This window comes from Variovorax sp. YR752 (assembly GCF_943372545.1).
Map to the genome: position 1 here is coordinate 1 of NZ_CALRZC010000043.1, position 23,414 is coordinate 23,414.

At 69.2% G+C, this 23,414-nt stretch carries 24 protein-coding genes; 14 read left to right on the forward strand and 10 right to left on the reverse strand.

Annotated elements, in window-relative coordinates; all coding sequences use genetic code 11:
- The 7 genes from AAG801_RS12780 to pedF all read right to left on the reverse strand — a co-directional run.
- A partial coding sequence (locus AAG801_RS12780) for a hypothetical protein (RefSeq protein ID WP_341888706.1) occupies positions 1 to 292 on the reverse strand: 292 nt, incomplete at its 3' end.
- Between the two features lie 3 nt (positions 293 to 295).
- Positions 296 to 550, reverse strand: a complete 255-nt coding sequence (locus AAG801_RS12785; protein WP_341888707.1) for a MoaD/ThiS family protein — start codon at positions 548 to 550, stop codon at positions 296 to 298.
- On the reverse strand, positions 547 to 1,818 hold the full coding sequence (locus AAG801_RS12790; protein ID WP_341888708.1) for an FAD-dependent oxidoreductase: 1,272 nt from the start codon (positions 1,816 to 1,818) through the stop codon (positions 547 to 549). Before AAG801_RS12790 ends, AAG801_RS12785 begins: the two co-directional genes overlap by 4 nt.
- A gap of 68 nt (positions 1,819 to 1,886) precedes the next feature.
- Positions 1,887 to 3,734 carry an aldehyde ferredoxin oxidoreductase family protein gene (locus AAG801_RS12795; protein WP_341888709.1) on the reverse strand — a complete coding sequence of 616 codons (1,848 nt, stop codon included), beginning with the start codon at positions 3,732 to 3,734 and terminating at the stop codon, positions 1,887 to 1,889.
- A 13-nt stretch (positions 3,735 to 3,747) separates the two neighbouring features.
- A complete protein-coding gene (locus tag AAG801_RS12800; RefSeq protein ID WP_341888710.1) occupies positions 3,748 to 4,224 on the reverse strand; it encodes a 4Fe-4S dicluster domain-containing protein in 477 nt (158 codons plus the stop codon).
- Positions 4,225 to 4,358: 134 nt separating this feature from the next.
- Positions 4,359 to 5,177, reverse strand: a complete 819-nt coding sequence (locus AAG801_RS12805) for a transporter substrate-binding domain-containing protein (protein ID WP_341888711.1) — start codon at positions 5,175 to 5,177, stop codon at positions 4,359 to 4,361.
- Complete coding sequence (pedF, locus tag AAG801_RS12810; RefSeq protein ID WP_341888712.1) at positions 5,177 to 5,659, reverse strand: cytochrome c-550 PedF; 483 nt, start codon at positions 5,657 to 5,659, stop codon at positions 5,177 to 5,179. The genes AAG801_RS12805 and pedF overlap by 1 nt, the downstream gene beginning before the upstream one ends.
- Before the next feature lie 226 nt (positions 5,660 to 5,885).
- On the opposite strand from pedF, the gene AAG801_RS12815 reads away from it, so the two are divergent.
- The 8 genes from AAG801_RS12815 (at position 5,886) to AAG801_RS12850 (ending at position 13,404) form a co-directional block, all read left to right on the forward strand.
- On the forward strand, positions 5,886 to 7,970 hold the full coding sequence (locus AAG801_RS12815) for a sigma-54-dependent Fis family transcriptional regulator (protein ID WP_341888713.1): 2,085 nt from the start codon (positions 5,886 to 5,888) through the stop codon (positions 7,968 to 7,970).
- 345 nt (positions 7,971 to 8,315) lie between these two features.
- Positions 8,316 to 9,026 carry an MBL fold metallo-hydrolase gene (locus AAG801_RS12820; protein WP_341888714.1) on the forward strand — a complete coding sequence of 237 codons (711 nt, stop codon included), beginning with the start codon at positions 8,316 to 8,318 and terminating at the stop codon, positions 9,024 to 9,026.
- Entirely contained in the window at positions 9,026 to 9,703 is a 678-nt protein-coding gene (locus AAG801_RS12825; RefSeq protein WP_341888715.1) for a hypothetical protein, read from the forward strand. Before AAG801_RS12820 ends, AAG801_RS12825 begins: the two co-directional genes overlap by 1 nt.
- Positions 9,704 to 9,706: 3 nt before the next feature.
- Positions 9,707 to 10,312, forward strand: a complete 606-nt coding sequence (locus tag AAG801_RS12830; protein ID WP_341888716.1) for a hypothetical protein — start codon at positions 9,707 to 9,709, stop codon at positions 10,310 to 10,312.
- A gap of 10 nt (positions 10,313 to 10,322) precedes the next feature.
- Complete coding sequence (locus AAG801_RS12835) at positions 10,323 to 10,817, forward strand: hypothetical protein (protein WP_341888717.1); 495 nt, start codon at positions 10,323 to 10,325, stop codon at positions 10,815 to 10,817.
- Complete coding sequence (locus tag AAG801_RS12840; protein ID WP_341888718.1) at positions 10,814 to 11,509, forward strand: hypothetical protein; 696 nt, start codon at positions 10,814 to 10,816, stop codon at positions 11,507 to 11,509. The genes AAG801_RS12835 and AAG801_RS12840 overlap by 4 nt, the downstream gene beginning before the upstream one ends.
- A gap of 10 nt (positions 11,510 to 11,519) precedes the next feature.
- A complete protein-coding gene (locus tag AAG801_RS12845; protein WP_341888719.1) occupies positions 11,520 to 12,737 on the forward strand; it encodes a CaiB/BaiF CoA-transferase family protein in 1,218 nt (405 codons plus the stop codon).
- Positions 12,738 to 12,813: 76 nt separating this feature from the next.
- Positions 12,814 to 13,404, forward strand: coding sequence for a lysophospholipid acyltransferase family protein (locus AAG801_RS12850; protein WP_341888720.1), 591 nt, complete (start codon positions 12,814 to 12,816; stop codon positions 13,402 to 13,404).
- A gap of 9 nt (positions 13,405 to 13,413) precedes the next feature.
- Here AAG801_RS12850 and AAG801_RS12855 read toward each other — a convergent pair whose 3' ends face one another.
- Genes AAG801_RS12855 through AAG801_RS12865 form a run of 3 tightly spaced genes read right to left on the reverse strand, consistent with a single transcriptional unit; the run spans position 13,414 to position 15,187 of the window.
- The gene (locus tag AAG801_RS12855) at positions 13,414 to 14,397 is read right to left on the reverse strand and encodes a sodium-dependent bicarbonate transport family permease (RefSeq protein ID WP_341888721.1); all 984 of its coding nucleotides are present in this window, start codon (positions 14,395 to 14,397) and stop codon (positions 13,414 to 13,416) included.
- Positions 14,394 to 14,819: a TerB family tellurite resistance protein gene (locus tag AAG801_RS12860; RefSeq protein ID WP_341888722.1), complete on the reverse strand. Its 426-nt coding sequence runs from the start codon at positions 14,817 to 14,819 to the stop codon at positions 14,394 to 14,396. The genes AAG801_RS12855 and AAG801_RS12860 overlap by 4 nt, the downstream gene beginning before the upstream one ends.
- Before the next feature lie 26 nt (positions 14,820 to 14,845).
- Positions 14,846 to 15,187, reverse strand: a complete 342-nt coding sequence (locus AAG801_RS12865; RefSeq protein ID WP_341888723.1) for an HPF/RaiA family ribosome-associated protein — start codon at positions 15,185 to 15,187, stop codon at positions 14,846 to 14,848.
- Positions 15,188 to 15,287: 100 nt separating this feature from the next.
- Between AAG801_RS12865 and AAG801_RS12870 the strand changes: the two genes are divergently transcribed.
- The 6 genes from AAG801_RS12870 to selA all read left to right on the forward strand — a co-directional run bounded on the left by AAG801_RS12870 (position 15,288) and on the right by selA (position 23,414).
- The gene (locus AAG801_RS12870; RefSeq protein ID WP_341888724.1) at positions 15,288 to 16,175 is read left to right on the forward strand and encodes a LysR family transcriptional regulator; all 888 of its coding nucleotides are present in this window, start codon (positions 15,288 to 15,290) and stop codon (positions 16,173 to 16,175) included.
- 182 nt (positions 16,176 to 16,357) lie between these two features.
- The gene (gene fdnG, locus AAG801_RS12875) at positions 16,358 to 19,447 is read left to right on the forward strand and encodes a formate dehydrogenase-N subunit alpha (protein ID WP_341888725.1); all 3,090 of its coding nucleotides are present in this window, start codon (positions 16,358 to 16,360) and stop codon (positions 19,445 to 19,447) included.
- An 11-nt stretch (positions 19,448 to 19,458) separates the two neighbouring features.
- A complete protein-coding gene (fdxH, locus tag AAG801_RS12880; protein ID WP_341888726.1) occupies positions 19,459 to 20,334 on the forward strand; it encodes a formate dehydrogenase subunit beta in 876 nt (291 codons plus the stop codon).
- Complete coding sequence (locus AAG801_RS12885) at positions 20,334 to 20,960, forward strand: formate dehydrogenase subunit gamma (RefSeq protein WP_341888727.1); 627 nt, start codon at positions 20,334 to 20,336, stop codon at positions 20,958 to 20,960. Before fdxH ends, AAG801_RS12885 begins: the two co-directional genes overlap by 1 nt.
- A 4-nt stretch (positions 20,961 to 20,964) precedes the next feature.
- Positions 20,965 to 21,972 carry a formate dehydrogenase accessory protein FdhE gene (gene fdhE, locus AAG801_RS12890; protein ID WP_341888728.1) on the forward strand — a complete coding sequence of 336 codons (1,008 nt, stop codon included), beginning with the start codon at positions 20,965 to 20,967 and terminating at the stop codon, positions 21,970 to 21,972.
- Positions 21,969 to 23,414, forward strand: a complete 1,446-nt coding sequence (selA, locus tag AAG801_RS12895; RefSeq protein WP_341888729.1) for an L-seryl-tRNA(Sec) selenium transferase — start codon at positions 21,969 to 21,971, stop codon at positions 23,412 to 23,414. Before fdhE ends, selA begins: the two co-directional genes overlap by 4 nt.

The window sequence follows — 23,414 nt, forward strand, 5'->3', positions numbered from 1 at the left end:
CCCCTCGCTGCGTGTACAGGTCGAAGTAGCGCATGAAGTCCTGGCGCTCGGCCTCCCCGACGCCCTCGAAGTGGAATGCGATCGCCAGCCGCGGCATGCGCAACAGCGCGATCTGCCGCGGCGGCATTTCGCGCCACGCGAGTTCGAGGCGGCCCGTGCCAATGGCCACCTCGGCCGAACGCGGCATGAGCCGCAGCGCGCAGCCATTCACCGCCCCCGGCAGCCACATCAGCAGCTCGGCCTCGGTGCAGCCCATCTCCCGCTTGAACTCGGCGGGGTAATACGCCTGCACCGGTCAGCCCCCGGCGATCGGCGGCCAGATGGCGAGCACGTCGCCGTCCGTCAGCACGTGGCTCAGGCGCTGCTCGGGCGGCACGTAGACCCCGTTGACGAGCACCAGGTGCACCAGCTTCTCCGGCAGGCCGAAGGGCTCGATCGCCTGCGCGACCGCACTGCCCTCGGGCAACTCGAGCGGCACACGGTTGTCGTAGCGGTTCTCGGCGGGCAGGTACTGCGTCAGGCTGGCGTAGAGCTTGAAGGTGATTTTCATTTCGGCGGGACGAGCGCGCGCGTGGCCTGCCCCTGCGCGCTGGCGAGATAGGCCTCCATCAGCAGCGTCGGGTCCTGCTTCAGCCGGTCCTTCCACTCGCCGAGCTTCACCTGCCCTTCGACCAGCCCGCGCATCACGCCGACGTGCTCCGTCCAGCCGATGCTGTTGCAGCCGACCATCACGTCGTCCTTGAACTGCAGGCTGAGGTGGCGGCCCGCCGGGCGGTCGGTCAGCTCGACGTGTTCGCCGCCGTCCACGCCCTGCCAATTGCCGAAGCTGGTCGAGATCAGGCCCAGCGTGTCCAGCACGTTGATCTGCGTGACTCCCTTGAGCACGGCCTTCCTGCCGACCATGTTCATGGCGGCGATGTAGGCCTGATCGGCCGCGTTCGGCTGGATCGCGCTGACGATGGTCTTGCCGCTGACGATGTCGAAGGCCTCGGCACAGTCGCCGGCCGCGTAGACGTTGGGCACCGTGGTCTGCAGGTGCTCGTCGGTCAGCACGCCGACCAGGCACTTGATCGGCGAATCCTTCAGGAAGCCGATGTTCGGCTTCACGCCGGTGGCGCTGATGACCAGGTCGACGTCCAGCGACTGGCCGTTGGAGAGCTTCACCGTCATCGCGCCGCCGGCCGCTGCCGTGATGGCATCGACCCGCGAGCCGGTGAAGACGCGCACACCCTTCTTCTCGCACCAGTCCTTGATCATGCCCCCGGCGGTGGGGCCCATCATGCGCGGCACCATGCGGTCGCCCATCTCGACGACGGTCAGCTCGACGCCGCGCGCCGCCAGCGCCTCCATGATGATGCAGCCGATGAAGCCGGCGCCCATCTGCAGCACGCGCGCGCCCTTGCCGGCGCGCTGCGCGATGGCGCGCGCGTCGGCCAGCGTCCAGCAGCTGTGTACGTTGGGCAGGTCCATGCCGGGGATCGGCGGGCGCACCGGGCTGGAGCCGGTGGCGATCAGCAGCCGGTCGTAGGGCAGCGAGCTGCCGTCTTCCAGGTGCACCTGGTGCCGCCCGGTGTCGATGCCCTTGGCACGGCCCTGCTTGCGCTCGATGCACAGCGACTCGAAGTGCCCGGCGCCGTGGCGCAGGTGCGTGCCCTCCTCCTGGATGTTGCCGATCAGCAGGTAGGGGATCGCCATGCGCGAGTAAGGCGCCTCCGGCTCGTCGCCGACGAGGATGATGCGGTCGTTGGGAGCGTGCTTGCGGATCGTCTCCGCGGCGATCACGCCGGCCGGGCCGGCGCCGAGGATCACGTGGTTCATGTCGTCGATTCCTTCAAAGAAAGAAGGCGGTCTTGCAACCGCCTTCGATCGTCAGCCGCGAACGTGGGTCAGAGTCCCAGGCGCGTGCGCGTCTCCGGCTTGAGCTGGCCGTCGGCGTCCCAGCCGCGTGCGGCGTAGTACTTCGGCAGCATCTCCGGCAGCTTGTTGACCAGGCCCTTGGCCGGGCCGGTCTTGGCCGGTTCGGTCAGCAGCCGCTTGGGCAGCGTGTCGTCCTTGGCGGTGAAGCCGGCGCGGTTGTTGAAGTCGCGCTCCATGTTCCAGATGCGCTCGCCGATCTTGGCCATGTTCTCCAGCGTGAACTCGGGGCCGCAGGCCGCGGCCACCTGCGGCGCCACGTCGGCCAGGCCCCAGGCGAAGCTGGTGAAGATGCAGATGCCGGCCGAGTCGAACGCGGCGGTGGCGTCCTGGAAGGCGATCACCAGTTCCGGCTTGCCCTCGGCGGTCAGCGGGTCGGTCTTGACCGGGATGCCGAGCACCTCGGAGGCCACGGTGTAGCCGCGCAGGTGGCAGGCGCCACGGTTGCTGGTCGCGTAGGCCAGGCCCATGCCCTGGATGCCGCGCGAGTCGTAGGCCGGGAACTCCTGGCCCTTGACGCTCATCGTCAGGTCGGGGTGGCCGTACTTCTTGGTCAGCCGCGCCGAGCCCTGGCCGATCTCCTTGCCGAAGCCTTCGCCCTTGGCCGTGATCTCGGCGAAGTAGGCTAGCGCCTGCGCGCTGCCGAACTTGGCGTCGATGCCGAGTTGCTCCTTGGTCAGCACGCCCATGTCGTAGAGCTCCATCACCGCGCCGACGGTGGCGCCGAAGGAGATCGGATCGAAGCCCTGCTCGTTGCACAGCAGGTTGGCGTACTGCAGCGCTTCCAGGTCGTTGACGCCGTTGGCCGCGCCCAGCGCCCAGGCCGCCTCGTACTCCAGGCCACCGGAGGCGCCCCAGTACTGCGGCTTGTTCTCGACCGTGAAGTGGCCCTGGTCCATCTTGCTGATGCGGCCGCAGGCGATCGTGCAGCCGAAGCAGGCCTGGTTGGTCACCAGGTGCTTCTTGCCGTCGGTCTTGCGCGGCGTGGCCATGGCCTCGGCGGAGATGTCCTTGGCGCCTTCGAACTGCACGTCGCGGTGGTTGCGGGTCGGCAGCGCGCCGATCTCGTTGATGACGTTCATCAGCACCTGGGTGCCGTAGGTCGGCAGGCCCTGGCCGGTGACGGCGTTGTCGGCGAGGATCTTCTTCTTCTCGAAGGTGACCTTCATGAACTCCTTGGGGTCGGCGACGTTGCCCACGCCCTTGGTGCCGCGCACCGCGATCGCCTTGAGGTTCTTGCTGCCCATCACGGCGCCGACACCGGAGCGGCCGGCAGCGCGGTGCAGGTCGTTGACGACCGCGGCATACAGCACCTGGTTCTCGCCCGCCAGGCCGATGCTGGACACACGCGCCAGCGGCTGCTGCAGCTGCTTCTTCAGCGTTTCTTCCGTCTCCCAGACGCTCTTGCCCCACAGATGGCCGGCATCGCGCAGTTCGGCGACGTCGTCCTCGACGTAGAGGAACACCGGCTTGGCCGAGCGGCCCTCGAAGATGACCATGTCCCAGCCGGCCATCTTCAGCTCGGCGCCCCAGTAGCCGCCGGAGTTCGAGCAGGCGATGGCGCCGGTCAGCGGCCCCTTGGTGACGACGGTGTAGCGGCCGCCGGTGGAGGCCATCGTGCCGGTCAGCGGGCCGGTGGCCCAGATCAGCTTGTTGGCCGGCGACAGCGGGTCGACCTTGGGGTCGACCTCTTCGACGATGTACTTGGTGGCCAGGCCGCGCGAGCCGAGGTAGGCGCGCGCCCAGTCCATGTTGAGAGGTTCCGACTTGACGGTGCCGGCGGTGAGGTCGACGCGGAGGATCTTTCCAGCCCAGGACATGTGTGTACTCCTCTTACGCGGCGGAGGGTTGATTGCCGAGCTTGTCGGCCCAGGCAGCCATCTTGTTCAGGCCCGTCCAGTTGGCATCGACGTAGGTGATGGCGCCGGTCGGGCAGGCGGTCGCGCAGGCCGGGTCGCCGCCGCACAGGTCGCACTTCTGCACCTTGCCGGTCTCCTGCACGTAGTTGATGGTGCCGAACGGGCAGCTGATCGTGCAGACCTTGCAGCCCACGCAGGTGGTCTCGTTGACGACCTTGGCGCCGGTCAGCTTGTCCAGCGTGATGGCTTCCACCGGGCAGGCATGCAGGCACCAGGCCTCGTCGCACTGCGTGCAGGTGTAGGGCACCTTGCGGCCGGTGTGATGGAAGTCGAACACCTTGATGCGCGACTTGGCCGTGGCGTAGGTGCCGTAGTTCTCGAACGAACAGGCCATCTCGCACTGGAGACACCCGGTACATTTTTCCGGGTTGATGTGGAGCGTCTTCTGCATGAGGCTTCCTCGGGTTTGGGCGTCAGCGCGTGCTATGCACGACTCTGCATAGCTTGCTGAGGCCGGGCGAGAGTCACCATCCGGGGGAAACCCTAGGATTTGCTCCAGCGCGTCACAGCGCCGGAGCCTTTCGGTCAGACAGGGCGCCAGGCCAGGTTGGCGCGGGCGAAGATCTCCGCCAGGCGGCCACTGCCGGCCAGCTGGTTGACCGCGGATTGAAGGGCTTGCGCCAGTTCGGTGGCGTCCTTCTTCACCGCCATGCCCACCGCCCAGCCGTCACGCGGTGCGCGCGGTGAGGGCAGCGGCTCGATGGCGAAGCGTGCATCGCCGCGCAGCACCGCCTGCAGTTCGGAGAGCAGCCCGGCGGCCGCCGGCACCTCGCCGCGCTTCAGGGCGAGCGCCGCCTCGACGCCGTCCTTCCACTGGGTGCGCAGGTTGTCGCGCAGCGCGCCACCGTCCGCGCCGATCAGCAGCCAGCCGGCCATCGACTGGCCGGGCACCGCCACTGCCTTGCCGGCGAGCTGCCCGAGCGACTCGAGCACCGGCAGCTGCTCGAGGTTGCGCGCGATGGCGACGCGCTCGCGCCAGTACGGCGCGAAGATGCTGACCTGCGGGCTGCCCTGCATCAGCGGGCGGTCCACCGGGACGTGCAGCATCACGTCGGCCGGGCCGAAGCCGAGGTAGTGGCCGCGCCAGACCATGTGGCGCAGGTCGTCCTCCATGCTCTCGTCGGCTGCGAAGGGCAGCAGCGAGAGCTTGACGCCCAGCGATTCGGCGAGTGCGGCTGCCAGTTCGACATCGATGCCCGCCCCCTCGGCATGGAAGGGCGGCATGTCCTTGTAGATCGCCACGGTCAGCACGCCTCGCGCCCTGACCTTGTCCAGCGGCGTGGCCGAGAGCAGCCTCGGCAGCGCGGCGAGGACTGCCGCTTCGAGCACCTGGCGCCGGCGCATCACAACGGCTTCTCGCGGCGCGTTTCCAGGTAGGCCTTGATCGACCAGACCGCCTCCTGGTTCATCATCCCTTCGAAAGGCGGCATGTAGACCGCGCCGTTGCGGGTGCGGCCCTTGCGCACGGTGCTGGCGAAGTACTCGTCGATCTCCTTCACGCAGGCCGCCTTCTTCTTCTCGTCCTTCAGCGTGGCGCACTCGTTGTCGAGCTTGCGCAGGTCGGGCGCGATGCCGCCGGAGATCGCCTCCAGGCCGTGGCAGCGCGCGCAGTTCTGGTTGTAGGCGGAGGTGCCGATCTTCACCGCCGCATCGTTCTTGCGGAACGGGTTCTCGGCACGCCAGGCGTCGCCGAGCTTGGGCAGGCCGGTGGTGTCTACCGCCTGCGGCGTGACGTCGCCGTGCGCCCAGGCGGCGCCCGGGCAAGCGGCGCCGATCAGCAGTGCGCCGGCAATGAGGAGTCGATGGCGGGAACGAGTGCGGAACATGGCTTGTCTCCTGGACGGTCGGTTTGGAATGGGCTCGCCGTCTGCAAACGTCATGCCATGCAAAGGTGTTGCAAACGTGAACAGTCGGGCCATTGCTGTCCGTGCTGTCCCTCGGTGGACAAACCGGTCCGCCGGGCCGACAGTCGCCTCCAACGTGCGCTTGTGCGCACGACGATGAAGCCGACGCAGACAACCTGCTCGACACGCAGGCAAGGAAACGGAAGTCATGTCCACGAGCCGGAATTCGGGCCACCGCAACTGGGGCGCAAGCGACGCCGCGGCGCCGCCGCCATCGAGCCAGCCCGCGCGCGACGGGCTGATCCAGCAGTCGCACGAGCGCTGCGCGGCACTCGGGCTGACGCGCATCGAGCGGCCCGACTACGCGCCGCTGATGCGCAGCGACCTGAACGTTGCGCGCGAGCGCAACCAGCGCCTGTTCGCGCACGCCGCACCGGTGATGGAGATGCTCTACGAGCAGATCGTCAACACCGAGAGCATGATCGTGTTGACCGATGCGAACGGCACCATCCTGCACTCGATCGGCGACAACGACTTCCTCGAACGTGCCGGCAAGGTCGCACTGCAGCCCGGCGTCAACTGGGCCGAGCAGAGCAAGGGCACGAACGCGATCGGCACCGCGCTGTTCGAGGAGCGGCCGACGCTCGTCCACGCCGACGAGCACTTCATGCACGCCAACCACTTCCTGACCTGCTCGGCGGCGCCGATCTTCGACCCGCGCGGCAACATGCTCGGCGTGCTCGACGTGTCGGGTGACCAGCGCAGCTACCACCAGCACACCATGGGGCTGGTGCGCATGTCGGCGCGCATGATCGAGAACCACTGGCTCTCGGACGACTACAGCAACCGGCTGCGCCTGCACTTCCACAGCCGTGCCGAGTTCATCGGCACGCTGCTCGAGGGCATCATCGTCGTCGGCTCCGACGGCAAGATCCTCGGCGCCAACCGCAGCGCGCTCGACCAGCTCGCGATGACCGGCATCTCGCTGCGCGGCCACACGCTGACGACGCTGTTCGGCACCACCGTGGCGGCGGTGCACGACCACTTCCGCGCGCCGCTGCCGGTGCCGATGACGCTGTCGGTGCCCACCGGCCTGCGCTTCCAGGTCAGCGCGCGCATCGACTGGTCGTCGCGCCGCGTGTTCGGTGGCCTGCCCGAGGGCTTCGACGACACCAGCAGCAGCGGCGTGCCGCGCGCCTCGGCGCCAGCGCCGACGCACTCCGGCGAAGCCGTGGCCAAGGCACCCGCCGGCCTGCAGTTCCTGCAGACCGGCGATGCGCAGATCCAGACGGTGGTGCAGAAGGTCAGGCGCATCCTCAACCGCGACATCCCGCTGCTGATCCTCGGCGAGACGGGCACCGGCAAGGAACTGCTCGCGCGTGCGGTGCACCAGGAGTCGAACCGCGCCAAGCAGGCCTTCGTGGCGGTGAACTGCGCGTCCATCCCCGAGTCGCTGATCGAGGCCGAGCTGTTCGGCTACGACGAAGGCGCCTTCACCGGCGCACGGCGCAAGGGCGCGGTCGGCCGCATCGTGCAGGCCAACGGCGGCACGCTGTTCCTCGACGAGATCGGCGACATGCCGCTGGCCCTGCAGGCGCGGCTGCTGCGCGTGCTGCAGGAGCGCTGCGTCACGCCGCTGGGCAGCCACAAGACGATCGCGGTGGACATCGCGGTGATCGGCGCGACGCACCGCAACCTGCGCGAGATGATCGAGCATCAGCAGTTCCGCGAGGACCTGTACTACCGACTCAACGGCCTGGTGCTGCGCATGCCGGCATTGCGCGAGCGCAGCGACCTCGGCGTGGTGGCGCGGCGCATCCTGCAGAGCGAGTGCCCGCAGGGCGCGCCGGAGATCAGTCCGGCGGTGATGGACCTGCTCGCCCGCTACCACTGGCCAGGCAACATCCGCCAGCTCGCCAACGTGCTGCGCACGGCCGCGGTGATGGCCTGCGGCGAGGCGCAGATCACCGAGGCCCACCTGTCTGACGACTTCCTCGAGGACGTTCGCCGCCTGCCGGCGCGCGACGCCGCACCCGCGAGCGCGTTGCCGGCGACACGATCGTTTCAGCCGGCGCCAGCCGCAGCATCGGCGGCGCCGCCGATGCCCGCTCCCGCGCAACCGGCGCCTGCGCCCGCACCCGTCACGGCCAACCGCACGCTCGAGGAGGTCGAGATCGAGATGATCCGCAGTGCGCTCGAAGCCGCCGGCGGCAACATCTCCGAGGCGTCCAAGCGCCTGGGCATCAGCCGCAACACCATCTACCGCAAGCTGCGCTGGAAGAAGCCGGGCTGATCAACGCGGGAAGGTGCGCTCCACCTCGCTCGGCACCGGCTGCTCGCGCGGGCGCCGGCACAGGCAGCGGCCGACGGAAGGGCGACTGCGGGCAGCAGGGCCGCCAGCGCATCCGTGCACAAGCCCCGGGATATCCCTGTGCCAGGGCCTGACGCGGCTGCTCCCGCATGGAGCAGGTGACGCCACGCCGGGCGCGGCATAGCGGGCGTCGCCCCCCGAGAGCGCGGCGGCATGGCTCTTGCAGCCTCGTGCCATGCAGGCGTACTGCGCAATGACTCGAACAACATGAAGATCCTCGTGCTCGGCGCGGAAGGCCGGGCGGTTTGCCGACAGTGTGCTCCGACCGTGCTGGCATCGCGACACCTGACGTCACGGACCTGCGGCACCATCGCCGTGGCCGGCGACGACGACCGCTGGCTGCTGGTCAACGCCTCGCCAGACATCGCCGATGACGCGCGCATCGACGTGGCCGCCGCCGCGGGCCGCGTCGCCGGCCTCGTGCTGCTCGATGCTCAGCTGGAACATGCAGGCACGCTCGCTCGCCTCGCCCGCGGAAGGACCCTCGATCTCTACGCCACACCGGGCGTGTTCGAAGAGTTGACCGGCCGGCTGCCGATGCTCGGCCTGCACGATGGCGGCGGCTCGCTGCGCTGGCACCTGGTGCCGGTGGCGGGCGACGTGCGCAGCGCGGAGTTCCGCGTCGAAGGGCTGGAGTCGCTGCGCTTCGTCGCGGTCGACGACGGTGGCTGCGCCGCGCCGGGCTCGCAGCGCCACCCGGAGGCGCTGGTCGGCGACAGCATCGCGCTGCTGATCGAGGACCGCCGCGCCGGCCAGCGCCTCGTCTACTCGCCGGGTGCGAGCAGCGGCGCGCTGCCGTGGATGGAGGGTGCCGACTGCCTGCTCGTCAATGGCTCGGGCTGCCCGATGTCTGTGCCGCAGCCCTCGCCCGACGCGCGATTCGCGGCCACCGGCGCGCGGCGCACGGTGTTCCTCCACTTCGGCGACGACGTCGAGGGCCTTGAACTGGCCTTCGCCGGCATGGAGATCGACCTGTGATGCTGTCCAGCGCAACGCCGCGCCCCGGCGCGCCGGCCATCGAGCCGATCTGGCTGGAGTGGTTCGCCCTGGCCGGCATGTTCGCCTTCGCCACCTGGATGCTCGGCGGCCGCGGCGTGTGGGCGCTGCTGCTGCACTCCGATCCGACCGGCCTGACGCTGGTGATCATCGTGGTCTTCGTCGCGGCGACCCTCTGGTGCGGCGCACGCGCGCGCGAACTGCAGCAGCAGCGGCGCTGGCTCGAAGCGGCACGCAGCGGCGGCTCGGCCAGCGGCTGGGCGGCCGACTACTGGGCCGCGCTGCGCGCAGCGCCGCGCGACGCCGGCGCGCCGCTGGACCTGCTGCTCGAGCGCAGCCACGGCGCCCATCACACCGCCTGGTGGGTCAACGGCATCCAGCTCAAGCTCGGCCTGCTCGGCAAGGTGATCGGCTTCTCCATCCTCGCCATCGAGATCGGCCAGATCCAGAACTTCGACGCCTCGCAGTCGCAGGAGTTGCTGCGCAGCCTGACCACCGGCCTGGGCGTGGCGCTGCTGACCACGATGGTCGGCCTGGTCGGCAACATCCTGCTCGGCCTGCAGCTCACGCGGCTGGATCGTTATGCCGACATGCTGGTGGCCGACGCGCAGCAGCACGGGCTGTCGCACGGCCTGGCCATCGACACAGGGGAGTGCTGACGCATGCGCCAGCGTCGCTTCTCCCGCGAAGCCGAGGTCGACCCGTTCTACGACATGTTGTTCAACATGCTGATCGCCTTCGTCTTCTGTTTCATCATCGCGCTGCTGGCGATGAACCCGAAGGCGCTGAAGGCCGGCGACATCCCCTCCAAGGCCGAGTACATCGTGAACGTGTCCTGGCCGGACCTGAACCCGAACGACATCGACACCTGGGTGCAGGACCCGGCCGCCAACCTGGTGTGGTTCCGCGCCCGCGAGGCCGGGCTGATGCACCTGGACCGCGACGACCGCGGCCTGGCCAACGACGTCATCGTGATCAACGGCAGGCAGGTCGCCAACCCGCTGAACACCGAGGTGGTGACGATCCGCGGCATCGCGCCGGGCGAGTACACCGTCAACGTTCACTACTACGAATCGGGCAACGGCCAGCCGGTGGAGGTGACGGTCTCGGTGATCAAGGTGAACCCGCGCGCCGAGGTGGTCTTCTACGGCAACGTCACGCTCTCACGCAAGGGCGACGAGGCCACCGCCGCGCGCTTCACGGTGCTGAGCGACGGCAGCGTGAGCAACGTCAACACCCTGCCCCGGACCCTGGTGCAACGCCTATGACGCAACGCCCATGACGACTGCCGTCGTGCTGAGTTTCGCCGCCCTCGTGCTGCTGTGCACGCTGGCGCTGCTGTGGTCGCGCTGGCCGGCCTGGCTGAAGGCCCTGCTGGTGGTCGGCGTGACCGGCTTCTACTTCTATGCCGACGGCCAGGTGCACGGCCTGGCCGGCTGGCCCCGCCGCGATGCGCTGCCCGAGCGCTTCGTGCTGCTGGCCGCCGTGATCGAGGAGCCGAACAGCAAGACCAAGGGTGCGCTGTACGTGTGGGTGAACGAGCTGCAGGACGGCAAGCCCTCCGCCCAGCCGCGCGCCTACCAGCTGCCCTACGCGAAGGACCTGCATGCGCTGCTCAACGAGGGCATGAAGAAGGTGCGCCAGGGCATCAGCCAGATGGGCACGGCCGAGCCGAAGACAGGCCCGAAGGGCTTCTCGTGGCTGCGCCCGGGCAGCGACGAGCAGAACGTCAAGATCCGCGACCTGCCTGTGCCGCAGTTGCCCGAGAAATGAAGCGCCTGCACCTCATCGGCCTGGCACTGCTGACAAGCGCCTGTGGCGCGCCGCAGGACGACTCCTACTTCCCGCTCGCCAGAGGCCACCGCTGGGCCTACGACATGCGCACGGAGTGGGAGAACCACATCGTCGAGCACGAGCAGCGTGTGATCGAAACGCTCGGCCTCGACGGCCTTGCCTCGGGCGAGGCCTGGCGTCGGCGCAGCGACAGCGGCGTCGACTACTGGCTCAGGAGCGACGCCAGCGGCATCTACCGCGTCGCCACCAAGAGCGAGCTGCAGGAGGAACCGGAGCCCGACAAGGAGCCGCGCTACGTGCTGAAGGCGCCGCTCGTGGTCGGCACCGGCTGGCGCGCCAGCACCACCGCCTACCTGCTGCAGCGCCGCCAGGAGTTCCCGCGCGAGATCCGCCACAGCCATCCGGACGTTCCGATGAACTACACCATCGAGGCCGTCGGCGAGAGGCTCGCCACGCGCGCCGGCAGTTTCGACAACTGCCTGCGCATCAAGGGCGTCGCCGCGCTGCGCCTGTTCGCCGACCCGGTGGTCGGCTGGAAGGACATGATGCTGACCACCACCGAGTGGTACTGCGCCGGCGTCGGCCTGGTGAAGCTGGTGCGCGAGGAACCGGCGCAGTCGACCTTCCTGACCGGCGGAACGCTGACAATGGAGCTGGTCGATTGGCATTGACGGCTCCTCCTTGACTCACACCGCCACGCTTCCCCTGTCCGGCATCCGCGTCGTCGAGTTCACCCACATGGTGATGGGCCCGACCTGCGGCATGGTGCTGGCCGACCTCGGCGCCGAGGTCATCAAGGTGGAGCCGCTGGCGGGCGATTCGACACGCCGCCTGCTCGGCTCGGGCGCCGGCTTCTTCGCGATGTTCAACCGCAACAAGAAGAGCATCGCGATCGACGCCAAGGACCCGCGCGGCCGCGAGATCGTGCTCAAGCTGATCGCCGGCGCCGACGTGTTCAGCGAGAACTTCAAGGCCGGCACGATGGAAGCGCTGGGCCTCGGGCCGCAGACGCTGCAGCGCCTGAACCCGCGCCTCGTGCATGTCGCGCACAAGGGCTTCCTGCCCGGTCCCTACGAGCACCGCACCGCGCTCGACGAGGTGGTGCAGATGATGGGCGGCCTGGCCTACATGACCGGCCCGGAAGGCCGGCCTCTGCGCGCCGGGACGAGCATCAACGACATCATGGGCGGCCTGTTCGGCGCCATCGGCGCGCTGGCCGCGCTGTGGCAGCGGCAGCGCACGGGCCACGGCCAGGAGGTGAGCAGCGCGCTGTTCGAGAACAACGTCCTGCTCGTCGCGCAGCACATGATGCAGTTCGCGGTGACCGGGCAGCCCGCCGCACCGATGCCCAGCCGCATCAGCGCCTGGGCGCTGTACGACGTGTTCACCGTGAAGGACGGCGAGCAGATCTTCCTCGCCGCGGTGAGCGACACGCAGTGGGCGGCGATGTGCCGCGCCTTCGGCTTCGACGACCTGCTCGCCGATGCGCGCCTGGCCTCCAACAACGATCGCGTGCGCTCGCGCGAGTGGATGCTGCCGCTGCTGCGCGAGCGCTTCGCCGCGTTCGGCGCAGCCGAACTCGCTGCGCGCTTCGAGGCCCACGCCCTGCCCCATGCGCCGATCACCCGGCCGCAGGAGCTGTTCGACGATCCGCACCTCGCCGCCACCGGCGGGCTCGCTCCGATTCACGTGCCGGCCGATGCCAGCGTGGCCGGTCATGCACTCGACACGCGAGCGCCCTTGCTGCCGATCACGATGGACGGGCAGCGCCTGCCGGTGCGCGAAGGCCCGCCGTCCATCGGCGAGCACACCGGCGCCGTGCTGCGCGAGGCCGGCTATGGCGACGCCGAGATCGCCGCACTGCGCACTGCCGGGGTGATCGCCGGCGATTGCGCCTGATCAAGCCCCGCATGGGGCCGCGGCCGACGGGGCCTGCGCAGGCCCGACAATGCGCGGCCCGCAGCCCCCGCAGACCATGCACCTCACCCTCTTCAGCACGCCCGTCGTCAACCGCGTGCTGCGCGCCATCTCGCTGACCTTTCTCAGGCTCAACGGCTGGACCATCGAGGGCAGCCTGCCCGCGAGCGCCGCGAAGTCGGTGCTCATCGCCGCGCCGCACACCAGCAACTGGGATCTGCCCTACACGCTGATGACCGGCTTCGCGCTCAACCTGAACCTCTACTGGATGGGCAAGGCCAGCCTGTTCGCGCCGCCCTTCGGGCCGGTGATGCGCTGGCTCGGCGGCATTGCGGTCGACCGCTCGAAGAGCAACAACCTGGTCGCCGCCTCGGCGCAGGCACTGCGCGATGCCGACGGGCCGGTGCAGCTGGTCGTGCCGCCGGAAGGCACGCGCGGCCGCACGCGGCAGTGGAAGACCGGCTTCTACTTCATCGCGCTGGAAGCAAAGGTACCGATCGTGCTGGCCTACATGGACTACGAGCGCAAGGCCGCCGGCCTGGGCCCGCTGTTCGTGCCGACCGGCGACGTCGAGCGCGACATGGAGGAGATCAAGCGCTTCTACGCCGGCGTGAAAGGCCGCAACGCGGACCAGTTCGAAGCGCAGTGACGGGCTGCCTCAGCCCAGCACCCGCTGCGCGATGGCCACGTACAGCGGGATGCCCAGCAGGATGTTGAACGGGAAGGTCAGCCCGAGCGACATGCCGACATACAGCGACGGGTTGGCCTCGGGAATCGCCTGCCGCACCACCGCCGGCACGGCGATGTAGGAAGCGCTGGCGGCCAGCACCATCAGCAGCGCGCCGTCGCCCGCCGACAGGCCGAGTGCGCGGGCCAGGCCGAGGGCCAGCGCGGCATGCGCCAGCGGCCCGAGCAGCGCATAGCCGAGCAGCCAGGGCGACTTGCCCTTCAGGTCGCCCATGTGGCGCGCGGCGAGCAGGCCCATGTCCAGCAGGAAGAAGGCCAGCATGCCCTTGAACAGGTCGACCGCGAAGGGCTTCATCGCCGACTCGCCGGCCTCGCCGGTGAGGATGCCCACCACCATCGCGCCGAGCAGCAGCAACTGCGCGCCGTCGGTGAAGGACTCGTGCAGGATCTGCCGCAGCGCAGGCGCCGGCCGAGCGGGGCCGGCCGACGCGCCGCCCGCTGCGGCCTGGCGCTGCCGGGCCAGGTTGGCCAGCACCACGGCCATGACGATCGCCGGTGATTCCATCAGCGCCATGGCCGCCGCCATGTGGCCGCCGAAGGCCACCCCATGGGTGTCGAGGTACTGCACCGCGGTGATGAAGGTCACCGCGCTCACCGAGCCATAGGTGGCGGCGATCGCCGCCGCGTCGAAGCCGCCGAGCACGCGGCGCAGCAGCAGGTAGCCGATGGCGGGAACGACGAGGGCCAGCAGCAGCGCGGCCGCCAGGCTGATCGTGACCTGCGTCGTCAGGCCCGAGGCCGACAGCGCGAAACCGCCTTTCAGGCCCAGCGCCATCAGCAGGTACAGCGACAGGAAGCGCGAGATCGGCGCCGGGATCTCGAGGTTGGAGCGCAGGCCGCCGGCCAGCAGCCCGAACACGAAGAACAGGATCGCCGGATCGAGGAAGCTGGTCACGCAGGCTGGGCGACCGCGTCACCGGCGAACATCTCGCGCTGCAGGCCCCATTGTTCGACGGCGGCGCCGAGCACGATCGCCTCGCCGTCGGCGACGTGGTCGTCCGCCTGCACGACCTTCAGGCACAGCCGCAGCACCTTCAGACGCAGGCCCGGATCGTCGACCTCGGCCATCAGCTGCGCCAGCGTGCGCGGGTCGATGCGGCAGGTGTCGTCCCAGCTCAGGTGCGCGCTGTGCAGCAGGTCTTCGCAGAAGCCGTGCAGCACGGCGTGCAGGTCCTCACGGGCCAGGCCGAGCTGCTCGTGGGCACCACAGCGCTCGAGCGCGTCGAGCTCGGACTTGGCGAGATGGCCATCGGCCAGCAGCGTCAGCGCGACGATGCGGGCGGCGGCCTGCGGGCTGTTGGTGGGGTAGCTGCGCATGGCGGATCCTTGGTGGTGGGGGGAGGTCATTCGGAGGCGCCGAGCGCCACGGGCCGATGGCGTGCACGCCCGCGGCCGCGGTGCAGCAGGCGCACCAGCGCCCGCGCCGCTCGGGCCAGCGCGCTGTCCAGTGCCGTGCGCCAGTCGCGAGCGATCGAGGTGATGACGACGCTGCGGTCACCGTCGGTGCGCAGCTCGACCTGGCAGCGCTTGTCGACGCCGCCGCGCGGGCCGTTGATGTCGGACAGCAGCACCTTGGCGCGCGGCACCAGCCAGGTCAGCCGGCGCATCACGAAACGCACACGCTGTTCGGCCAGCGGGCGCAGCCGGGCGCCCTCGGGATCGCGGGACTCGAAGACCACTTGCATCGCTGAATCTCCATGGGTGGGCGGGAGCCTGGAAGATAGGGGCGGGAGGCCACGTCAAAAAGCAGACAATCGATGATGCTCACTTCGAGAAAAGCTGACGATGAGCCTGCACTACAGCTACCGCCACCTTTACTACTTCTGGGTCGTCGCCAAGGAGGGCGGCATGGCGCGCGCCGCCGCGCGCCTGGGCATGGCGGTGCAGACCGTCAGCACGCAGGTGCGCGAGCTCGAGCGTTCGCTCGGGCATGCGCTGTTCAAGCCGGCCGGCCGCGGCCTGGCCCTCACCGACGCCGGGCTCGCGGCGCTCCGCCAGGCCGAGCAGATCTTCCAGCTCGGCGAGCAGTTGCCCGGCCTGGTGCGCGACGCCGCCACCACCCAGAGCGTGCGGCTGGCGGTGGGCATTGCCGACAGCCTGCCCAAGCTGGTGGTGCAGCGCCTGATGGCGCCGGTGATCGCCGAGCCGCAGCTTCGCCTGCTGTGCCACGTCGACGAGTTCGAGGACATGCTGGCCGAACTGGCGCTGCACCGGCTCGACGTGGTGATCGCCGACCGGCCCGCGCCGCCGAACGCCAACCTGCGGCTCTACGGCCACCGGCTCGGCAGCAGCCCGCTGTCGTGGTACGCGCCGCCCTCGCTGTGGGCGGCGGCGCGGCGCGACTTTCCCCGCTCTCTGGCCAAGGTGCCGGTGCTGCTGCCGACCACCCACGCCGCGGTGCGCGCCCGGCTGGAGCAATGGTTCGAGCGCGAGGGCCTGGAGCCGATGCGCGTCGGCGAGTTCGAGGACAGCGCGCTGCTCAAGACCTTCGGCGCCGAGGGCATGGGCGTCTTCCCGGCGGCCGACCTGATCCACGCGGACCTGCTGCGCCGCTACGGCGTCAGGCGGATCGGGCCCTGCGAGGGTGTCGAGGAGCACTACCACGCCATCGGCACGGAGAAGAAGGTGGCGCACCCGCTGGTGCAGCGCCTGCTGGCGCACCGCAAACCCTGAGGCCGGTGGCGGCGCGCAGCGCGACAACTTGTCGCACGGCCCGAGCGCAAGGCCTGTGAAGGAGGATTCATAAGGGTTCGCGGGCATCGGGTCGTGCCCGTGCGTCGGTTCAAATCTGCGCAGCTCTGCCGTGACGCAGGCCTCATTTCGCCGAGCCGCAGGCTCGCAGGAGATCGACTGAGATGGACATGAACCGGAGGCAATTCTTCCGGGTCAGCGGAGCGGGGCTGGTGGGTTCCAGCCTCGTCGCGTTGGGCTTCTCGCCCACGGCGGCACTCGCCGACACACGCAACTTCAAGCTGGCTCGCACCACCGAAACCCGCAGCACCTGCCCGTACTGCTCGGTCAGTTGCGGCCTGGTGATGTACACGCTCGGCGACAAGGCGAAGAACGTCAAGTCGACCATCATCCACGTCGAGGGCGACCCCGACCACCCGGTCAACCGCGGCACGCTGTGCCCCAAGGGCGCCGGTGTGATGGACATGATCCAGTCGCCCAACCGCGTCAAGGTGCCGCAGGTGCGCGAGGCCGGCTCGAACGAGTGGAAGAACATCTCGTGGGACGAGGCGCTGACGCGCGTGGCCAGGCACATGAAGGCCGACCGCGACGCCAACCTCGTCAAGACGGTCGAGAAGGACGGCAAGCAGATCACGGTGAACCGCTGGAACAGCACGGGCTTCCTGATCTCCTCGGCGTCCTCCAACGAATCCGGTTACCTCGCTGTCAAGGTCGCTCGCGGCCTGGGGATGGTTGCACTCGATACGCAAGCACGTATCTGACACGCGCCGACTGTGTCCAGTCTGGGCCAGACCTTCGGTCGCGGTGCGATGACCAACTCGTGGACGGATATCAAGAACACCGATCTCGTCCTCATCATGGGCGGCAATGCCGCCGAAGCACACCCCTGCGGCTTCAAGTGGGCGGTGGAGGCCATGCAGCAGCGCAAGGCGAAGCTGATCGTGGTCGACCCGCGCTACACGCGCAGCGCGGCGGTGGCGGACATCTACGCCCCGATCCGGGTGGGCACCGACATCGCCTTCCTGGGCGGTGTCATCAACTACCTGATCTCGAACAACAAGATCCACACCGAGTACGCCAAGTTCAACACCGACCTGACCTTCCTGACCAAGCCGGACTACAAGTTCGACAACGGCCTGTTCAGCGGCTACGACGAAGGCAAGCGCGCCTACAACAAGGCGAGCTGGGGCTATCAGCTCGGTGAAGACGGCTATGTCAAGGTCGACGAGACGCTGCAGGACCCGCTGTGCGTCTACCAGCAGCTGAAGAAGCACTTCAGCCGCTACACGCCCGAGCAGGTCAGCCGCATCACCGGCACGCCGAAGGAGTCCTTCCTGAAGGTGTGCGAGGCGATGGCCGAGACCTCGGCGCCGGACAAGGTGATGACCATCCTGTACGCGCTGGGCTGGACGCAGCACACGGTGGGCAGCCAGAACATCCGCACGATGGCCATGATCCAGCTGCTGCTGGGCAACATGGGTCGTCCGGGCGGCGGCGTCAACGCGCTGCGCGGCCACGCCAACGTGCAGGGCATCACCGACATGTGCGCCTACTCGGAGACGCTGTCGGGTTACATGGGCGCCCCCACCGACGCCGACCCCGACTACGCCACCTACCTGTCCAAGCGCACGCTCAAGCCGCTGCGCCCCAACCAGATGAGCTACTGGCAGAACTTCCCGAAGTTCCAGGCCAGCCTCATGAAGGCCTACTACGGCAACGCGGCGACCAAGGAGAACGGCTTCGCCTACGACTGGCTGCCCAAGCGCGACGGCGCCTACGACGTGCTGGCAATCTTCGAGCGCATGCACCAGGGCAAGATGAACGGCTTCCTCTGCCAGGGCTTCAACCCGCTGGCCGCGGTACCGAACAAGAAGAAGCTGTCGGCGGCGCTGGCCAAGCTGAAGTACCTGGTGGTGATGGACCCGCTGGAGACGGAGACCAGCGAGTTCTGGAAGAACTACGGGCCGATGAACGACGTCGACCCGAAGCAGATCCAGACCGAGGTGTTCCGCTTCCCGTCGAGCTGCTTCGCCGAGGAGACCGGCTCCTTCACCAACTCCAGCCGCGTGCTGAACTGGAAGGAGAAGGCCGTCGATCCGCCGGGCGAGGCCAAGGTCGACAGCGAGATCGTCGCGCGCCTGTTCATGAAGCTGCGCGGCATGTACGCCAAGGACGGCGGCACGCTGCCCGAGCCGGTGGCGGCCTTGACGTGGCCCTACATCAACCCGAACGTGCCGTCGCCCGCGGAACTGCTGCGCGAGATCTCCGGCAAGGCGCTGACCGACGTGCTGGCCCCGCCGGACCCGAAGGACCCGAAGGCGCCGCCCAAGGTCCTGGTCAAGGCGGGCGAGCAGGTGGCCGGCTTCGGCCTGCTGCGCGACGACGGCAGCACGAGCTGCGGCAACTGGCTGTACTCGGGCTGCTGGAGCCAGGCGGGCAACCTGACCGCGCGGCGCGACAACAGCGACCCGACCGGCCTGGGCGTGTTCCCGAACTGGGGCTACTCGTGGCCGGCGAACCGGCGCATCCTCTACAACCGTGCCAGCGCCGACCCGTCGGGCAAGCCCTGGGATCCGAGCCGCAAGTACCTGGCCTGGAACGGCACGTCCTGGGGCGGTGCCGACATCCCGGACATGCGGCCGAACGCCGCCCCCGAGGAAGGCGTGGGCTCGTTCATCATGACGCCCGAGGGCGTGGCACGGCTGCACGCGATGGGCATGGCCGAGGGCCCGTTCCCCGAGCACTACGAACCCTTCGAGACGCCGCTGGGCGTGAACCTGATGTGCCCGGACAACCCGAAGGCCACCAGCAACCCGGCCGCGCGCGTCTACAAGGGCGACCTCGAGGCCTTCGGCAAGAAGGAGGACTTCCCCTACGCCGCCACCACCTACCGCCTGACCGAGCACCTGCACTACTGGACCAAGCACTCGCGCAGCAATGCGATCGTGCAGCCGGCGCCCTTCGTCGAGATCGGCGAGGAGCTGGCCAAGGAGAAGGGCATCAAGCAGGGTGACCAGGTCAAGGTGCGCAGCAACCGCGGCGAAGTGGTCGCGGCCTGCGTGGTCACCAAGCGGATCAAGGCGCTCGACGTGGACGGCAAGAAGGTGCACCACGTCGGCATCCCGATCCACTGGGGCTTCAAGGGTGTGACGCAGAACGGCTACCTGGCCAACGCACTGACTCCTTTCGTCGGCGACGCGAACTCGCAGACGCCGGAGTTCAAGGCGTTCCTCGTCAACATCGAGAAGGCATGAGGTAGCACACGATGGCCAGTCTTCAATCACAAGACATCGTGGCGCGCTCCGCCACCACCACCCCCAGCCCGCAGGTGCGCACCAGCGCGCCGCAGGTCGCCAAGCTCATCGACGAGTCCAAGTGCATCGGCTGCAAGGCCTGCCAGGTCGCGTGCATGAACTGGAACGACCTGCGCGACGAGATCGGCACCAACATCGGCGTCTACGACAACCCGAGGGACCTCACGCCGACCTCCTGGACGGTGATGAAGTTCTTCGAGGTCGAGCCGAAGGAAGGCAGCCTCGAGTGGCTGATCCGCAAGGACGGCTGCATGCACTGCGAGGATCCGGGCTGCCTGAAGGCCTGCCCGGCGCCGGGGGCGATCGTCAAGCTGTCCAACGGCATCGTCGACTTCATCTCGGAGAACTGCATCGGCTGCGGTTACTGCGTCAAGGGCTGCCCCTTCGACGTGCCGCGCATCAGCGCCAAGGACAACAAGGCCTACAAGTGCACCTTGTGTTCAGACCGCGTCGGTGTCGGCCTGGAGCCGGCCTGCGTGAAGACCTGCCCGACCGGCGCGATCGGCTTCGGCACCAAGGACGACATGGTCGCCTACGGCGAGAAGCGCGCCGGCGAGCTGAAGGAGCGCGGCTTCCAGAACGCGGGCCTCTACAACCCGCAGGGTGTCGGCGGCACGCACGTCATGTACGTGCTCAAGCATGCCGACCGTCCCGAGCTGGAAGACCTGCCGAAGGATCCGACCATCAGCCCGATGGTGTCGCTGTGGAAGGGCATCGCCAAGCCGCTCGCGGTGGCCGGGATGATCGGCGCGGTGCTGGTCGGCTTCCTGCACTACATGAAGGTCGGCCCGATCGAGGAGAAGACCGACGAGAAGGAGAACGCGTGATGAGACAACAGAGCCTGCTGATGCGCTACAGCGAGAGCGAGCGCATGAACCACTGGGTCATCGCGCTGTTCTTCGTCTTCGCCGGCCTCACCGGCCTGGCGTTCTTCCACCCGGCGTTCTTCTTCTTCACCCACCTGTTCGGCGGCGGGCCGTGGGCGCGCATCCTGCACCCGTTCTTCGGCGTGATCATGGCCGTCTCCTTCCTCGGGCTGTTCGTGCGCCTGTGGCGCGAGAACGTGATGACGCCGGCCGACAAGGAATGGCGCGCCCACACCGGCGACATGCTGCGCGGCGACAAGTCGAAGATGCCGCCGGTGGGCAAGTACAACGCCGGGCAGAAGGGTGTGTTCTGGGCGATGGCGCTCAGCCTCGTGGTGCTGGTGATTACCGGCGTGATGTTCTGGCGGCCGTGGTTCGCGCCCTACTTCCCGATCGTCGCGATGCGCGCCGCGGTGCTGCTGCACGCGATCGCGGCGGTGGTGCTGATCCTGGCCACCGTCGTGCACGTCTACGCGGCGATCTGGGTCAAGGGCACGGTGCGCGCGATGACGCGCGGCACCGTCACCGAGAGCTGGGCCAAGCAGCACCACGCGCTGTGGCACCGCGAGATGACGCGGGGGAAATGAGGCGATGACGATGACGGCCACGGTGCGGGTGATGACGCCGGAGGAAATCGCCGCGCGCGGCGGTGGTGAGACGGCGTTCCTGCACCTGCCGCAGCGCGGCACGCTGTTCGCGCAGCGCGCGATGCGCCTGCGCCAGCTCGCCAGCGGGCATCCGATGGGCGACTTCCTGCGGTTCATGGCCGAGCTGGCGCAGGCCCAGCAGGACCGGCTGGAGAGCCTCCCCGGCGTGCCGCTGCCCGACGCCGATGCGCTCGACCGCGCCGCGAAGCTCGGCGCGCCGCCGCTGCCGGCCGCCGACTGGCCGCGCGACCCGGTCTGGCATGGCGTGGCCAAGGTGCTCGCGGCCGACTTGCGCGCGCATGCCCCGGCACCGGCACAGGCGGCGCTGGAGCAGATCGCCGCCGGTGCCGACGACTGGTTCGAGCGCCAGGCCGACTGCCTGCTGACCGGCGTGATGGAAGGCCTGGACCTGGCCACCGCGCCGGTGATCGGCGCCGCCCTGCAGGTCTACTGGACGCACATGGCGACCACGCTCGCCGCACACGACGACGGCCGCGGCCAGCCCTTCGGCCGCATCGACGACGAAGGGGCCTGCCCCTGCTGCGGCAGCCGGCCGACGGCGAGCATCACGCGCAGCAACGGCGAGTCGCTCGGCCAGCGTTATCTGCACTGCTCGTTGTGCAGCCTGCAATGGCACCTGGTGCGCATCAAGTGCCCGGCCTGCCTGAGCACGAAGCGGCTGGCCTATCACTCGCTCGATGCCGCCGGCGCCGACGCGCCGGGCGACAGCCGTGCCGCCAGCGCCTCGCTGCAGGCGGAAAGCTGCGACGACTGCGGCGCCTACCTGAAGATCATGCACAGTGACCGCGACCCCTTCGTCGAGCCGGTGGCCGATGACCTCGCCAGCATCACGCTGGACCTGCTGGTCTCGGAGGCTGGCTACCAGCGTCACGGCGTCAACCTGATGCTGCTGTTCGGCGCGCCCGACGCGCCACCGGACCCCAGCCCATGACCGCCCGGCCCGACGAATCCGTGGTGCACGGTTCCAAGGCCAGCGCGAAGGACCTCCCCTCCGTCGATCGCCTGATCCGTTCGCCCACGCTGGCCGCGCTGCTGGCCGAGCATGGCCACACGCTGGTGGCCGGCGAAGCGCGTGCGTTGCTCGACACGCTGCGTGCGCAGGCGCTCGCCGGCGCACTGGACGCACCGGCCGTGCAGTCGGCCGCGCTCGAAGCCACGCTGAGGCAGCGCATCGAGGCACGCCTGGCGCCGCGCATGCGCCGCGTGCTGAACCTGACCGGCACGGTGATCCACACCAACCTCGGCCGCGCGCTGCTCGCCGACGCCGCGCTGCAGCACCTGCTGGCGATGATGGCCGGGCCGAACAACCTCGAGTACGACCTGGCTTCCGGCGGCCGCGGCGACCGCGACAGCATCGTCGAGGAGCTGCTGTGCAGCATCACCGGCGCGCAGGCGGCCACGGTGGTCAACAACAATGCGGCGGCGGTGCTGCTGACGATCGCGGCGATGGCGCGCGGCCGCGAGGTGATCGTCTCGCGCGGCGAGCTGGTCGAGATCGGCGGTGCCTTCCGCATGCCCGACGTGATGGCCTCGGCCGGCGCCACGCTGGTCGAGGTGGGCACCACCAACCGCACCCACCCGGCCGACTACGAGCGCGCGATCGGCGAGCGCACGGCGCTGGTCATGAAGGTGCACACCAGCAACTACGCGGTGCAGGGCTTCACCGCGGCGGTCGACGAGACCACGCTGGCCGCCATCGCCCACGCGAAGGGCGTGCCGCTGGCCACCGATCTCGGCAGCGGATCGCTGGTCGACCTGGCCCACTACGGCCTGCCGCGCGAGCCGCTGCCGCAGGAGATGCTCGCGGCCGGCTGCGACGTGGTCACCTTCAGCGGCGACAAGCTGCTCGGCGGCCCGCAGGCCGGGCTGATCGTCGGCAGCAAGGAGGCCTTGGGCCGCATCCGCAAGTTCCCGATGAAGCGTGCACTGCGCATGAGCAAGCTGCCGCTGGCCGCGCTGGAGGCGACGCTCATGCTGTACCTGCGCCCCGAGCGGCTGGCGCAGGACCTGCCGACGCTGCGCCTGCTCACACGACCGGAAGCGCAGATCCGCGAACTGGCCGAACGCCTCGCGCCGCAGCTCGCTGCCGCGGTCGCGCCACGCTTCGGCGTCGAGGTCGCATCGATGCAGGGCCAGATCGGCTCCGGATCGCTGCCCGTCGAGCGCCTGCCCTCGGCCGGCCTGGCGATCGCGCCGGCGCAGAAGAAGGGTGCCGGCCGTGCCCTCGATGAGCTGGCCGCCGCACTGCGCGCCCTGCCCTTGCCGGTGATCGGCCGCATCGCCGACGACCGCCTGCTGCTCGACCTGCGTTGCCTCGAGGACGTCCAGCCGTTCACCGATCAACTGCCGGCGCTGCACGAAGCGCTGGCCTGA

Excerpts from the sequence above, each read along its gene's own strand:
- AAG801_RS12835 (WP_341888717.1), top strand. The coding sequence starts at position 10,323 with ATGACGACTGCCGTCGTGCTGAGTTTCGCCGCCCTCGTGCTGCTGTGC.
- AAG801_RS12800 (WP_341888710.1), bottom strand. The coding sequence starts at position 4,224 with ATGCAGAAGACGCTCCACATCAACCCGGAAAAATGTACCGGGTGTCTC.
- AAG801_RS12840 (WP_341888718.1), top strand. The coding sequence starts at position 10,814 with ATGAAGCGCCTGCACCTCATCGGCCTGGCACTGCTGACAAGCGCCTGT.
- fdxH (WP_341888726.1), top strand. The coding sequence starts at position 19,459 with ATGGCCAGTCTTCAATCACAAGACATCGTGGCGCGCTCCGCCACCACC.
- AAG801_RS12795 (WP_341888709.1), bottom strand. The coding sequence starts at position 3,734 with ATGTCCTGGGCTGGAAAGATCCTCCGCGTCGACCTCACCGCCGGCACC.
- AAG801_RS12865 (WP_341888723.1), bottom strand. The coding sequence starts at position 15,187 with ATGCAAGTGGTCTTCGAGTCCCGCGATCCCGAGGGCGCCCGGCTGCGC.
- selA (WP_341888729.1), top strand. The coding sequence starts at position 21,969 with ATGACCGCCCGGCCCGACGAATCCGTGGTGCACGGTTCCAAGGCCAGC.
- AAG801_RS12815 (WP_341888713.1), top strand. The coding sequence starts at position 5,886 with ATGTCCACGAGCCGGAATTCGGGCCACCGCAACTGGGGCGCAAGCGAC.
- AAG801_RS12790 (WP_341888708.1), bottom strand. The coding sequence starts at position 1,818 with ATGAACCACGTGATCCTCGGCGCCGGCCCGGCCGGCGTGATCGCCGCG.
- AAG801_RS12830 (WP_341888716.1), top strand. The coding sequence starts at position 9,707 with ATGCGCCAGCGTCGCTTCTCCCGCGAAGCCGAGGTCGACCCGTTCTAC.
- AAG801_RS12805 (WP_341888711.1), bottom strand. The coding sequence starts at position 5,177 with ATGCGCCGGCGCCAGGTGCTCGAAGCGGCAGTCCTCGCCGCGCTGCCG.
- AAG801_RS12850 (WP_341888720.1), top strand. The coding sequence starts at position 12,814 with ATGCACCTCACCCTCTTCAGCACGCCCGTCGTCAACCGCGTGCTGCGC.
- fdhE (WP_341888728.1), top strand. The coding sequence starts at position 20,965 with ATGACGATGACGGCCACGGTGCGGGTGATGACGCCGGAGGAAATCGCC.
- AAG801_RS12885 (WP_341888727.1), top strand. The coding sequence starts at position 20,334 with ATGAGACAACAGAGCCTGCTGATGCGCTACAGCGAGAGCGAGCGCATG.
- pedF (WP_341888712.1), bottom strand. The coding sequence starts at position 5,659 with ATGTTCCGCACTCGTTCCCGCCATCGACTCCTCATTGCCGGCGCACTG.
- AAG801_RS12860 (WP_341888722.1), bottom strand. The coding sequence starts at position 14,819 with ATGCGCAGCTACCCCACCAACAGCCCGCAGGCCGCCGCCCGCATCGTC.
- AAG801_RS12825 (WP_341888715.1), top strand. The coding sequence starts at position 9,026 with ATGCTGTCCAGCGCAACGCCGCGCCCCGGCGCGCCGGCCATCGAGCCG.
- AAG801_RS12870 (WP_341888724.1), top strand. The coding sequence starts at position 15,288 with ATGAGCCTGCACTACAGCTACCGCCACCTTTACTACTTCTGGGTCGTC.
- AAG801_RS12785 (WP_341888707.1), bottom strand. The coding sequence starts at position 550 with ATGAAAATCACCTTCAAGCTCTACGCCAGCCTGACGCAGTACCTGCCC.